Annotated in this window: 12 protein-coding genes; 8 read left to right on the plus strand and 4 right to left on the minus strand. The window is 63.4% G+C overall.

Translation table 11 applies throughout. From position 1 onward, the window contains the following. Positions 1-62 precede the first annotated feature (62 nt). The gene (locus B5525_RS10415) at positions 63-1,412 is read right to left on the minus strand and encodes a TAXI family TRAP transporter solute-binding subunit (protein WP_425305299.1); all 1,350 of its coding nucleotides are present in this window, start codon (positions 1,410-1,412) and stop codon (positions 63-65) included. Positions 1,413-1,690: 278 nt separating this feature from the next. Here B5525_RS10415 and B5525_RS10420 point away from each other — a divergent pair, with 278 nt between their 5' ends. Together B5525_RS10420 and B5525_RS10425 are read left to right on the plus strand one after the other, a co-directional pair. Next, the gene (locus B5525_RS10420; protein WP_079565928.1) at positions 1,691-1,996 is read left to right on the plus strand and encodes a 4a-hydroxytetrahydrobiopterin dehydratase; all 306 of its coding nucleotides are present in this window, start codon (positions 1,691-1,693) and stop codon (positions 1,994-1,996) included. A 96-nt stretch (positions 1,997-2,092) separates the two neighbouring features. After that, positions 2,093-2,482: a YkvA family protein gene (locus tag B5525_RS10425; RefSeq protein ID WP_079565929.1), complete on the plus strand. Its 390-nt coding sequence runs from the start codon at positions 2,093-2,095 to the stop codon at positions 2,480-2,482. Between the two features lie 3 nt (positions 2,483-2,485). On the opposite strand, the gene B5525_RS10430 is transcribed toward B5525_RS10425, so the two are convergent. The 3 genes from B5525_RS10430 to B5525_RS10440 all read right to left on the minus strand — a co-directional run bounded on the left by B5525_RS10430 (position 2,486) and on the right by B5525_RS10440 (position 5,964). Then, positions 2,486-3,673, minus strand: coding sequence for a TAXI family TRAP transporter solute-binding subunit (locus B5525_RS10430; RefSeq protein WP_079565930.1), 1,188 nt, complete (start codon positions 3,671-3,673; stop codon positions 2,486-2,488). 25 nt (positions 3,674-3,698) lie between these two features. Further along, positions 3,699-4,589, minus strand: coding sequence for a hypothetical protein (locus tag B5525_RS10435; RefSeq protein ID WP_079565931.1), 891 nt, complete (start codon positions 4,587-4,589; stop codon positions 3,699-3,701). A 400-nt stretch (positions 4,590-4,989) separates the two neighbouring features. After that, positions 4,990-5,964 (minus strand): NADPH:quinone oxidoreductase family protein, encoded by a 975-nt coding sequence (locus B5525_RS10440; RefSeq protein WP_079573180.1) that lies wholly within the window; start codon positions 5,962-5,964, stop codon positions 4,990-4,992. Positions 5,965-6,217: 253 nt separating this feature from the next. Between B5525_RS10440 and B5525_RS10445 the strand changes: the two genes are divergently transcribed. The 6 genes from B5525_RS10445 to argG all read left to right on the plus strand — a co-directional run bounded on the left by B5525_RS10445 (position 6,218) and on the right by argG (position 11,997). Beyond that, positions 6,218-7,057: an SDR family oxidoreductase gene (locus tag B5525_RS10445; protein ID WP_079573182.1), complete on the plus strand. Its 840-nt coding sequence runs from the start codon at positions 6,218-6,220 to the stop codon at positions 7,055-7,057. 176 nt (positions 7,058-7,233) lie between these two features. Next, positions 7,234-7,848, plus strand: a complete 615-nt coding sequence (locus B5525_RS10450) for an invasion associated locus B family protein (protein WP_244568021.1) — start codon at positions 7,234-7,236, stop codon at positions 7,846-7,848. 84 nt (positions 7,849-7,932) lie between these two features. Next, complete coding sequence (gene rlmN, locus B5525_RS10455; protein WP_079573184.1) at positions 7,933-9,147, plus strand: 23S rRNA (adenine(2503)-C(2))-methyltransferase RlmN; 1,215 nt, start codon at positions 7,933-7,935, stop codon at positions 9,145-9,147. A 67-nt stretch (positions 9,148-9,214) separates the two neighbouring features. Continuing rightward, the gene (locus B5525_RS10460) at positions 9,215-9,712 is read left to right on the plus strand and encodes a hypothetical protein (protein WP_079565933.1); all 498 of its coding nucleotides are present in this window, start codon (positions 9,215-9,217) and stop codon (positions 9,710-9,712) included. A 54-nt stretch (positions 9,713-9,766) separates the two neighbouring features. Continuing rightward, the gene (locus B5525_RS10465) at positions 9,767-10,576 is read left to right on the plus strand and encodes a phosphatase PAP2 family protein (protein WP_079565934.1); all 810 of its coding nucleotides are present in this window, start codon (positions 9,767-9,769) and stop codon (positions 10,574-10,576) included. Between the two features lie 83 nt (positions 10,577-10,659). Further along, positions 10,660-11,997 (plus strand): argininosuccinate synthase, encoded by a 1,338-nt coding sequence (gene argG, locus B5525_RS10470; protein ID WP_079565935.1) that lies wholly within the window; start codon positions 10,660-10,662, stop codon positions 11,995-11,997. Positions 11,998-12,024 lie beyond the last annotated feature (27 nt).

The following is a 12,024-nucleotide window of genomic DNA, read 5'->3' on the forward strand; positions in this document are numbered from 1 at the left end:
GCTCTGAGGGCATTGACAGACCTAGAAAGATTCTGTGACGGCCGAATTACAGGGAGTGCCGCTTACAGCGTGCCGGCTGCGCGGAACTGCGCTCCCGCCCTTTGCGGATTTTGCGGCATGTTGTCCAGCAGGGTCTTGCGGTCGGCGACCGCTCGGTGGAATTGCTCGAGGACGATGCTGAAAGCGGTCAGCGCTCCCTCCTGGATGGCGCCATCATCGAAGCAATGCAGCGTGTCGCGCAGAATATCGTCCGCCTCGGCCTGCATCCGGTCGAGTTCTTCGGTGGAATCGCTGCGGCGCGCGGCCGCGATCAAGTCCAGCAGGCGTTCGCGCAGCGAACTGTTGTTGCTGCGCTCGTCTTTTTTCAGGTAGCCCGCGAACCACGCGCCAGCGGAACCCATCGCCGACAAGGCCATCAGGCCCCACCAGATGTAATCGCTGTAACGATCGAGGAAGGTCTTCTCCTCGCCATCGACGAACGCGGCGGCGCCCGGGTGCGCGGGAATCACGGCGTCCTTGTCGGTATCGGGGGTCTCGATCTTCGCCGCCAGCGGGAATTCCGTCATCAGCTGCTGCCTGATCGCAAACAGCTGGCGGGTGAAGGCGGCCACCGTCGATTCCGACAGGCCTTTGCGCGCGACGATGTGATGGGAGAAGCTGATCGTCTTGATCTCGTCGTCGGGCCGGGCGGGCGAGCCGCCGAAGGCGCCGGCCGGAATCTCGGAGGCCTCGTACATCGGATGGTTTTGCGCGATCGCCTCGGCCGAATCGATGGCGAGGAATGTCGGCGTTCCGCCGTCGCGGGTCGACGCATTGATCGCATCCGCGGTGATCTTGCTGTTGACGGGACCGGCGGCGAGATAGGCGTCCGCCTTCTGGTTGCGGATGGCGTCGGCGGCCTCACCGGCGGGAAACTGAACGATCTCCACCTTGGCGGGGTCGACGCCATATTGCTGCAGGATCACTTTCAGCAAATTGACATTGGCCGGGGTGCGGCCGACCACGCCGATGCGGCGCCCGGCAAGCTGCGGAATTTTGGTGATCTTCGGGCCGGATTTCTTGCCCTTGCCCTTCGCGGACGGCGGCACCCACAGCACCGCGACGTTCTTGCGCAGCGTCGCCACGGCCTGCGCGTTCTTCGGCACGTCGAGGTCGCCGCGGATGATGGCAAGATCGGCCCCGCCGTCCTCAAGCGCCTTGGCGCTGGCGGCGGCGCCGTCCGTCTGTACCGGGCGCAGACGCACATAGCCCCGCGCCTGGTTGAAGGCCTGGGTCAGCGCCTGCACCACCTTGAGGTCGTCACTGTTGGCCGGGCCGACCGCAACCCGAAGAGTCACCGGCCGCACCGCAAAGTAGTAGGCGCCCGCGAGTGCGCCGATCACGGCGAGGATCCCGGCGAGCATGACGAACATGGTCTTGGACTGGGCCGAGCGCGGCGACGACGGCGCCGGCGGGGCGGCCGGTTCAAGGTCCCCCGTCATCGACCTGGCAAATAATCGTTTGAGGTCCAATTTCATATTGCCAATACGGTTAGATGAGGATTCTACCAAATTTCCTTCCAGCGCGGGGTTACATCTGCGTCATGGTTACCGGAAGCGCTCCGGACCGGCGCTGACGCCGTATCGTGGCGGGGGATCCCGACGGTCCCGTCAGGTGTTAGGGTAAAATTGGCCTGAAGTGGGAGGTTGTCATGGCAGAACGGCTGTCGGCGGAAGCGCGGAAATCGGCCCTCAAGGGGTTGCCGGGGTGGAGCGAGGTGACCGGCCGCGAGGCGATCGCCAGGACTTTCACGTTCAAGGATTTCAACGAAGCCTTCGGATTCATGACGCGCGCGGCGCTGGTGGCCGAAAAGCACGACCATCACCCGGAATGGCGCAACGTTTACAAGACGGTGGAGGTGGTGCTGGCGACCCACGACGCCGGCGGGGTGACCGCCCTCGATATCGAGCTGGCAACCGCGATGAACGCCATCGCCGGCCAGCTCGGCGTTGCCTGATTGCCTCGCAATCTTGCGGGTGTGACGCGACATCCCCATTTTTGAGGGGTGCCTGCTGCGGCGATCTGCCGCGCAGGTTGTCAGGGGAGCCGGAATATGGCGTCAGAACATACCGTGGGTTTCGAGCCGGCCGACAGGCTGGCGGAAGACCGCGAAAGCGTGCGCCGGCGCTTCTGGGTCAAGTTCAAGCGGGTGGTGGCGCAGCTTCCCTTCGCCGAGGATCTGCTCGCGGCCTATTACTGCGCCTTCGACCGGCAGACGCCGCGCCACGTGCAGGCGGCGCTGCTCGGCGCGATCGCCTATTTCATCCTGCCGTTCGATTTCATTCCGGACATGCTGCCGGTGCTCGGCTTCACCGACGATGCCGCCATTCTCGCCACCGCGATGCGGTTGGTCGCGACCCACATCACGCCGGAACATCGCGACGCTGCCCGCGCCGCCTTGAAGCGGATGGGCAGCGCCGGCCGGGCTCAGCCCGCGGCTTGAACGCTAGCGCGCCGGCTTTTGCGGATTGCGGACCTGGGCCCTTGCCCCCGCATTTTGTTCGGCCTCCCACGCCTGAAATTGCTTGAACAAGGCTTCCTTCTCGGTGTCGGAAGGCGCCTTGCCGCTCGCCGCCGTGCTCTGCTTGAGGAAATCGTCAAACCTCGTGCGCGCAACCGGCTCGATGCCGTGATTGTCGAGCCATTGCTTGGCGGCGGGGAAGCGTTGCCAATCCTGCAGCGGGGCGGATAGCGATACTTCTTTCCATTTCGGATGGAACGGTGGATTCTGGAAGGTAGGAAACTTGGTGAAGAAATTATCCACGAACAGCGCGACCTTCCGATAGCGGTCGGTGTTGGGTGCCCAATTATAGGCCGCGAGCACCGCGGGCACCGCGATGGTGTCGACCTGCTCTCCCTCCGAAATCAGGTTGGGATAGTCCTTCGCCGACAGCGTCGCCGGCAAATAATCGCCCTGCAGCGGCTTGTCGTAGTCGACCGTCACCAGATGAAACCGGTCGTCCTTGAAGCTGCTCACCGACTTGTACGGTTTGCCGCCACAGACGATCACGGCGTCGATTTCGCCGCGTTTCATTTTCTCCATCGCGATGCGTTGCTCGACATAGACGACCTTCGGCTTCATTCCGAGGCGCTCGAACACCGTCAGCGCGGTGACGAAGGTGCCGCCATTGGGAAGGTCGACGCTGATGGTCTTGCCGTCGAGTTCCCTGAGATTGTGGACCGACTTCGGCGCGATCACATGCACTTCTTCATTGTAGAGCTTGGTCACGTAGGTGAACTGCTTCTTGATGTCCTTGGCGAAGCCCTTGCGCTCCAGATAGTCGAGCGTGTCGGCCCGCACGATCCCGAGATCGACGCCTTGCAGGAACAGGATGTCGGCGACGCTTTGCACCGAGCCGCGGCCGACGATCGGAAGCACGCGCAGCTTGTTGCCGTCATCGAGGACCGAAGCGAGGTCGGCGCCGAACTGGACATAGGTGCCGCCGATGGTGCCGGAGATCAGCGTCACGGTGTTGGCGTTGAGAGCCTGCTTGGTGGAGGAGGATCCGAACTGGAATATCGCCTTGAGGCTCTCGCTGACCTTGGCCGGATCAAACTCGGTTTCCTCGGCCCTGGCCACCAGGCCAGAGACCATCATCACGGCGATGATCGCCATTCCAAGTAGTCGTCGCATCGATATCCCCCTGCTGGACTGAAAGCTAATTCTGCATTTGCGCCAGGCGCTGCCGCGCATCCATCGAACCGAGCCGGGCCGCCTTCTGGTACCAGTCGCGCGCCATTGCCGGATCCGGCGTGATGCTTCGCATATCCTGGGTTCCAAGCACGGCCGGGTCGTAGGTCTGTGCCAGCAGCAGCGCCGCACTGGCCTCCTGCGCGTTCGCCGCCCGTTCGAGCAACAGCCGCGCCGGCGCGATGTCGCCGACCGCGATCAGGCCTTTCGCCCGCTTGAGCAAATTCGCGAGCTCGTCGGCATCGAGTCGTCGTGCCGGCGTTGCCGGTGCAGCCGCGGCGGGCAGCGGCGACGGTTCGGGTTGCACCTGGTTCGGCTGCGCGGACCGGAGCGCGAGAGCGATATCGTCGCGCGTGACCCTCGGAGCCGGCGGCGCGGACCGGACACCGGCATTCGACGGCAGGACCGGCGTCGGGCCGGCATTGGCCAGTTGCGTTGGGGCCGCGGGTGGCGGAATGAGGGTTTGCGTGGCGCCCGACTGATCGGCTGTCGCGGCGGGCAGCGAAGCCTTGGCATCGGCAAACAACGCGAGCGGATTGCCGACCGTTAGAATCGCAAAGGCGATCGCCGCCGCCGATGCCGCAGCAATGGCCCCCTTGATAACCCTCGGTCCGATCGGCGCTCTGTCGAGAAACCGTTCCCCGCCAGTTCCGAAGCCCCGTTGCCTCGGTTCTTCTTCACCACCGGAAAGAAAGAGCGGCATGGGCTCTTCGGGATAGTCCTCGGGTTCTTCGGGATAGTCCTCATCCGCCATCGAAGGCGAAGATCCGTAGGCCATGAATTCGGGATCGCTGGGCTCTTCGTCATACGACCCGGCCATCTCTTCGTCGTATGAATTGAACCTCGTATTTCGCGCCATAGTGATGCCTCCACGCTACTACGCAACATAGGGGCGCCTCGGCATCCGTTTCTTGTTGTTCTTGTCGGCCAAGCGCCCCCGCTACCGAACCCCTAACTCGCATTTTGAATCCGACCAAAAAGCGACCATCGCCGGGGGGATATAGGAGATAGTTTGATTTCATTGCGGCGCACTCGTGGCCGCCCACCGTCATTTTTTCGTCACAAGAAAGAGTCCACGTCAGATTGACGGGAAATTCACGTGCAATTTTAGCTAATCGGGCTGGCATGGTCAACACGCCCGTGGCGTCGCGCCAATCGTGCGACGCAGGCGGAGGAGGCTCCGGCAACCCATCTGCCGCGAACCGATTTCGTGACGATCGATGGATGCGCGGGTCAAGCCCGCGCACGACGAATACCCATCAGGGATGCAGGATCACCTTGCCCATCGCCTGGCGGCCGGCCAGCACCTTCAGGGCATCGGCGGTTTGCGCCAGCGGGAAGGTGCGATCGACATGCGACGAGATCTTGCCCTCTGCGGTCCACTTCACGAGCTTTTCCAGATTGGCGCGGTTCTTTTCCGGATTGAGCCGCGTCCACGCGCCCCAGAACACGCCGCGGATATCGCAGCCCTTCAATAGCGCCAGGTTGAGCGGCATCTTCGGAATGTCGCCGGCGGCGAATCCGATCACCAGGAAACGGCCTTCCCAGGCGATCGAACGCAATGCGGCCTCGGCGTAGCTGCCGCCCACGGGATCGAAGATGATGTCGGCGCCCTTGCCGCCCGTGAGCCGGCGCAAGCCTTCCTTCAAATCTTCCTTGGCGTAGTTCAGCCCGAGTTCGGCGCCATGGGCCTTGGCAAATTCGAGCTTCTCCTCCGACGACGCGCAGGCGATCACCTTCAATCCCATCAGCTTGCCGAGTTCACAGGCGGCGAGCCCGGTGCCGCCGGCAGCCCCCAGCACCGCGAGAGTTTCGCCCGGCTTGGGGCTGGCGCGGTCTTCCAGCGCGTGCAGCGCGGTGCCGTAGATGATGATGATTCCGGCGGCGCGATCGAAATCCAGATTGTCGGGAATCTTGACGATCGCATTGGCCGGCAGCGCGATCTTTTCGCGCGCGCCGTTGTGGCCGCAGGAGGCCACCACGCGGTCGCCGATCTTCAGGCCGGTGACGCCTTCGCCGATGCTCTCGATGACGCCCGCGACTTCGGCCGCCGGCGAAAACGGAAACGGCGGCTTGATTTGGTATTTGCCCTGGATCATCAGGAGGTCGAAGAAATTCAGCGCCGCGGATTTGATCGCGATGACGGCCTCGTTGGGTCCGGCGACGGGATCGGGCAGGTCGGCCAGCACAAGATCGTCGGGACCGCAATATTGCGAGCAGAGAATGGCTTTCATGGACACACCCGGTTTTCGGACCCACAGTCTTAAGGCTGAATGCTTCATGCCGGATTTGAAGCCGGGCTACAATCTGATTCGGACGTCTTTGGACGCTGGGACGGTGTTCCATCCCCGTCATTGCGAGCCAACGGGTCGGCGCGAACGCGCCACCCTATGACAGCCTCCGCGAAGCAATCCATAGCAGCGAGCCGAGATGTGGATTGCTTCGTCGCTTCGCTCCTCGCAACGACGGCTAAAGGAGTATAAAACGATGTTTGAAAACGGCCTGCTCAAGGGAAAGCGCATATTGGTGACCGGCGGCGGCTCCGGGCTCGGGGCCGCGATGGGACGCCGGTTTGCCGGGCTTGGTGCCGAGCTGATCATCTGCGGCCGCCGGCTCGAATTGCTGGAGGCGACGGCGGCTGGCATACGCGGCGATCTCGGCGGCAAGGTTGCCGCGATCCGGTGCGATATTCGCGACGGCGCCAGCGTCGACGCCATGCTGGACGCGGTCTGGCGCGACGGCCCGATCGACGTGCTGGTTAACAACGCGGCCGCCACCTTCATCGCGCAGACCGAGCATCTGTCGTTTCGCGCGGCCGACGCGATCCTTGCGCCGACGCTGCACGGCGCGATGTATTGCACGCTTGGCGCCGGCAAACGCTGGATCGAAGGACGACACAGGGGAGTGGTGCTGAGCATCCTCTCGACCTCGACCATCACCGGCCGCGCCTTCACCGTACCTTCCGCGATGGCGAAGTCGGCCATTCTCGCGATGACGCGGAGCCTCGCGGTCGAATGGGGACCGAAGGGCATCCGTACGGTGGCGATCGCGCCCGGCGCGTTTCCGACACCGGGTGCGTCAGGCCAGCTTCGCCCTGAAGGCCGTGATGATGATTGGGCCTCGCGAAATCCGCTCGGCCGCGTCGGCGACCATCGCGAGCTCGCCGATCTCGCGAGCTTTCTGATTTCGGATTCCGCCGGTTACATCAACGGCGAGATGGTGGTGCAGGATGGCGGCGCCCACCTGCGCAGTTCCGGCCCGGAAGACCTGCTGCAATGGACCGAGGCGCAGTGGGAGAAGCAGCGCCAAGCGCGGACAAAAACTTGAGCGCGCTTGGCGGAGTTCGCGCGGCAACGCGTCGCAAGCGTTTGCAGCTGCCTTCCCAAAAAGGCATTTCCCGGCTATCCATCGCCCGCGTGACGACAAGGTGTCCGAGCCATCTTCCAGTCACAATATTGAGGGAACCAGATTTGGTGATGTCCGTGCGGCGAATCCTGACAGCCATGGTGGCAAGTTGCGTGGTGTGCGGGGCGGCAAGCCTTGCGCAGGCGCAGAGCGCGTCGCCGAAAGCCGCCAAGGACGCGCCCAAGCCGGCCGCACCTGCAAAGCCCGCCACTGCGGCGAAGCCTGCCGCCAGGACGGAACCAGCTGCTGCCGTCGCCGGCGGTGCGGAACCGACGCTGATCGGTCAGTACGGCACCTGGGGCGCTTATACCGCAACACCGAACGGCAAGAAGGTATGCTTTGCGCTGGCAAAGCCCTCATCGTCGAAAACCAACCCGCCGAACCGGCCGCGCGATCCGGCCTATGCGTTCGTCTCCACGCGTCCCGCAGAGAAAGTCACCAACGAGGTTTCGGTCATGATCGGCTATGCGCTGAAGCCGGGATCGGAATCGACGCTGGAGGTCGGCGGCGCGAGCTTTGCGATGTACACCCAGGGCGATGGGCTCTGGATCAAGAATGCCGCCGAGGAAGAGCGGATGGTCGAGGCGATGCGCAAGTCCGCCGACGCCGTCATCAAGGGCGTCTCCGCCAAGGGCACCGAGACCACGGATACGTTCTCGCTGAAGGGCCTTGCCCAGGCGCTCGACCGGCTGGCCCAGGATTGCAGGCGTTAAGCCGCTTTTCTCGTCAATATCCATGCATTTGGTGCCTTTCCAGCCGGACCTGGAAAGCTTATTTGATGTTCCATGAGCGAAACCATGACGATTGCAATCGAACCGGGTTCCGGTGCCAACGCGCCCTTGGAAAAGATCGCGCTTGAAACCTACGTGCCGCCGGCCAGGCCCTCGCTGGTCGGCCTGTCGCGCGCGGAGATCGCGGAGCGGCTGGGCGAAATCGGCGTGGCGCCGGCGCAGCGCAAGATGCGCGTGCAGCAGCTCTGGCACTGGATCTATGTCAGGGGGGCCGCGCATTTCGGCGAGATGACCAGCATCTCCAAGGAAATGCGTAGCCAGCTCGAGGCGCATTTCACGGTCGCGCGTCCCGAGGTGGTCGCCGAGCAGACCTCCAGCGACGGCACCCGCAAATGGCTGTTGCGCCTGCCGAGCGGCGATGCGGTCGAGAAGGCGCATGAAGTCGAGTGCGTTTATATTCCGGAAACCGACCGGGGAACGCTGTGCGTGTCCTCGCAGGTCGGCTGCACGCTGAATTGCTCGTTCTGCCACACCGGCACCCAGCGGCTGGTGCGCAACCTCACCGCGGGTGAAATCGTGGGCCAGGTCATGGTGGCGCGCGATCGCCTCAACGACTGGGCCGACCGCGATACGCCGACCGGCAGCCGCCTTGTCACCAATGTGGTGATGATGGGGATGGGCGAACCCCTGTATAATTTCGAGGCGGTGCGCGATGCGCTCCTGATCGTTTCCGACAATGAGGGCATCGGCATTTCCCGCCGCCGCATCACGCTGTCAACCTCGGGCGTGGTGCCCAACATTATCCGCACCGGCGAGGAAATCGGCGTCATGCTGGCGATCTCGCTGCATGCGGTGCGCGACGAGTTGCGCGACGAGCTGGTGCCGCTGAACCGGAAATATCCGATTCAACAATTGCTGCAGGCCTGCCGCGATTATCCGGGCGCTTCCAATGCGCGGCGCATCACCTTCGAATATGTGATGCTGAAGGGCGTCAACGATTCGCTCGACGACGCCAAGCTCCTGGTAAAGCTGCTCAAGGGCATTCCGGCCAAGATCAACCTCATTCCGTTCAATCCGTGGCCGGGTACCCGCTACGAGTGTTCGGACTGGGAGCAGATCGAGAAATTTTCCGAATACATCTTCAACGCCGGCTACTCCTCGCCGGTGCGTACCCCGCGCGGCCGCGACATTCTCGCCGCCTGCGGCCAGCTGAAATCGGAGACTGAGAAATTGTCCGCGCGCGAGCGCCAGGCGCTGCGCGCGATGGCGATGACGGATTGATCGTGATTCGACCTGCGACAAACGCGGCCCGTTGGCTCGCAACGACAGCAACCTCGGGTTTAATTGCATGGCGCTGATCGGCCGGCTGTTCGTGATCCTGTTTGCCTTCCTCGCCGCCTGCCTGGTGGCGGGGATGATCGTGGTCGGCGCGGTGCTGTTTCCGGAATTCAGCGATCTCGGGGCCGGGCCCGTCGATCAGGGCGCGCTGAATATCCTGGTCGGTTTCGGCTTCGTCTTCATCAGCGGCTTTGCCCTGCTGCCGGCGATGCTCGTGGTCCTGATCACCGAAGCCTTTTATGTCAGGGGCGCGCTGACCTATGCGCTCGGCGGCGGACTCGTCGGCCTCGCCTGCTATCTCGGCCTGGTCCCGTTCGACACCGCGACGCTTCAATTCGAAGGCATCGTCCGCCGCCACCTCGAAATCATGACCGGTGCGGGCATCGTCGCCGGCGTGGTCTACTGGATGATCGCGGGCCGCAATGCCGGCGCCTGGCGCGAACCGCCGCGCCCGGTGAAGCCGCCGCCCCCGTTGCCGTCGCATTCACCTTCGCCGCCGGCGCCGTGACCAAGCGTGTTCCGAAGCCTTTTCATCATCAACCTCCTCGGCTAAACCCCGCGCATGAACCGGACCGGACTATTCATCGCGCTGGGACTGGCGCTCGCTGTCGGGTTGCTGTTCGGGATTTATCCCGAGCTCGATCTGAAGATTGCCTCGTTGTTCTACGATACAGCGACCAAATCGTTTCCGCTGAAGCTCAATGCGCTCGCCGCGTTCGCGCGCGACGCCGCGATGTGGATCGCGTGGGGGCTTGCGCTGCCGGCGATCGTCGCGCTGGTGGTGAAGCTGGTGCGGCCGGACCGGCCGCTATTGATGTCGGGCCGCGCGATCGTGTTTCTGCTGGTCACGCTCACGCTTGCCGCGGGCATCCTCACCAATCTCACCTTCAAGAGCTATTGGGGCCGGCCGCGTCCGGTGGCGGTGACGCAATTCAACGGGCCGGATCAATTCGTGCCGTGGTGGGATCCGCGCGGCGCCTGCGCGCGGAACTGTTCGTTCTTCTCCGGCGAAGGCGCCACCGCGTTCTGGACCTACGCGCCCGCGGCGCTGACGCCGCCGGCATGGCGGCCGCTGGCCTATGTTGCCGCGACCGTGTTCGGGGTTGCGACCAGCGCGCTCAGAATGGCATTCGGCGGGCATTTCTTCACCGATGTCGCGATTGCCGGACTGGTGACGTATCTGGTGGTCTGGCTGGCCTACGGCTATATCTACCGCTGGTCGCGGACCCGCCTCTCCGACAAGGAGATCGACGCCGCGCTGACGCTGTTTGCCTGGCCTGCTTATGCTTGGCGGCGGCGACTTGTGTCGCGCCGCAAGGCGCCCCCGCGGTCGCTGGCGAGCCGTATCGTCGAGGTCCATCCGGACGATTAATCGCGTGCCCATCGGCGTGAAATTTGATATTCGCGCACTCAATTCGCTGGAAACATCAGCCATTACCACCGATTGGAAGCTTTATGAGTACGATCTTGAAGGGGCTGCCCAGAGGGGAAAAAGTCGGCATTGCCTTCTCGGGCGGCCTCGACACCTGCGCGGCGCTGCTGTGGATGAAACAGAAAGGCGCCCGTGTCTTCGCCTATACCGCCAATCTTGGCCAACCCGACGAGGCTGATTACGACGAAATTCCGCGCAAGGCGCTGGGCTTAGGCTCCGAAAAAGCCCGACTGGTGGATTGCCGCAAGCAATTGGTCCACGAAGGTATTGCCGCGATCCAATCCGGTGCTTTCCACATCTCAACCGGCGGTGCGACGTACTTCAACACCACGCCCCTTGGTCGCGCGGTGACCGGCACCATGCTGGTCGCGGCCATGAAGGAAGACGGCGTCAACGTCTGGGGCGACGGCTCCACGTTCAAGGGCAACGATATCGAGCGGTTCTACCGCTACGGCCTGCTGACCAATCCGAGCCTCAAGATCTACAAGCCCTGGCTCGACCAGCAGTTCATCGACGAGCTCGGCGGCCGTTCGGAAATGTCGGCGTTCCTGACCGCCAATGGCTTCGACTACAAGATGAGCGCCGAGAAGGCGTATTCGACCGACAGCAATATCCTCGGCGCGACCCACGAGGCCAAGGATCTTGAAAGCCTGGGTACCGGCATCAAGATTGTCAATCCCATCATGGGCGTGCCGTTCTGGCGCGACGACTGTGTGGTCAAGGCCGAAACGGTGGCCGTGCGTTTTGTGGAGGGGCAGCCCGTCGCATTGAACGGCCAGGCGTTCGCCGATCCGGTCGCGCTGTTTCTCGAGGCCAACGCCATCGGCGGTCGACATGGCCTTGGCATGAGCGACCAGATCGAGAACCGGATCATCGAGGCAAAGAGCCGCGGCATTTACGAAGCGCCCGGCATGGCGCTGCTGCACATTGCCTACGAGCGCCTGATCACAGGCATCCACAACGAAGACACCATCGAGCAATACCGGATCAGCGGCATGCGCCTTGGCCGGTTGCTCTATCAGGGCCGGTGGTTCGATTCTCAGGCCCTCATGCTGCGCGAAACCGCCCAGCGTTGGGTGGCCCGTGCAGTCACCGGTGAGGTCACGCTCGAGCTGCGACGCGGCAACGACTACTCCATCCAGAACACCGAGAGCCCCAATTTGACCTATCAGCCGGAGCGGCTGAGCATGGAGAAGGTGGAGGATGCGGCGTTCACGCCGGCGGACCGTATCGGCCAGCTGACCATGCGCAACCTCGACATTACCGATACCCGCGCCAAGCTGGATCTCTACGCGAAGACAGGCTTGCTATCGATCGGGGACAGCTCCCAGATATTCAAGTTGGATACCGACAAGGGCTGACTCATCTGGACTACTGGCTGTCGCCGC

The organism is Bradyrhizobium erythrophlei, assembly GCF_900129505.1.
Taxonomy (GTDB): domain Bacteria; phylum Pseudomonadota; class Alphaproteobacteria; order Rhizobiales; family Xanthobacteraceae; genus Bradyrhizobium; species Bradyrhizobium erythrophlei_D.

Excerpts from the sequence above, each read along its gene's own strand:
- B5525_RS10415 (WP_425305299.1), bottom strand. The coding sequence starts at position 1,412 with ATGTTCGTCATGCTCGCCGGGATCCTCGCCGTGATCGGCGCACTCGCG.
- B5525_RS10420 (WP_079565928.1), top strand. The coding sequence starts at position 1,691 with ATGGCAGAACGGCTGTCGGCGGAAGCGCGGAAATCGGCCCTCAAGGGG.
- B5525_RS10425 (WP_079565929.1), top strand. The coding sequence starts at position 2,093 with ATGGCGTCAGAACATACCGTGGGTTTCGAGCCGGCCGACAGGCTGGCG.
- B5525_RS10430 (WP_079565930.1), bottom strand. The coding sequence starts at position 3,673 with ATGCGACGACTACTTGGAATGGCGATCATCGCCGTGATGATGGTCTCT.
- B5525_RS10435 (WP_079565931.1), bottom strand. The coding sequence starts at position 4,589 with ATGGCGCGAAATACGAGGTTCAATTCATACGACGAAGAGATGGCCGGG.
- B5525_RS10440 (WP_079573180.1), bottom strand. The coding sequence starts at position 5,964 with ATGAAAGCCATTCTCTGCTCGCAATATTGCGGTCCCGACGATCTTGTG.
- B5525_RS10445 (WP_079573182.1), top strand. The coding sequence starts at position 6,218 with ATGTTTGAAAACGGCCTGCTCAAGGGAAAGCGCATATTGGTGACCGGC.
- B5525_RS10450 (WP_244568021.1), top strand. The coding sequence starts at position 7,234 with ATGGTGGCAAGTTGCGTGGTGTGCGGGGCGGCAAGCCTTGCGCAGGCG.
- rlmN (WP_079573184.1), top strand. The coding sequence starts at position 7,933 with ATGACGATTGCAATCGAACCGGGTTCCGGTGCCAACGCGCCCTTGGAA.
- B5525_RS10460 (WP_079565933.1), top strand. The coding sequence starts at position 9,215 with ATGGCGCTGATCGGCCGGCTGTTCGTGATCCTGTTTGCCTTCCTCGCC.
- B5525_RS10465 (WP_079565934.1), top strand. The coding sequence starts at position 9,767 with ATGAACCGGACCGGACTATTCATCGCGCTGGGACTGGCGCTCGCTGTC.
- argG (WP_079565935.1), top strand. The coding sequence starts at position 10,660 with ATGAGTACGATCTTGAAGGGGCTGCCCAGAGGGGAAAAAGTCGGCATT.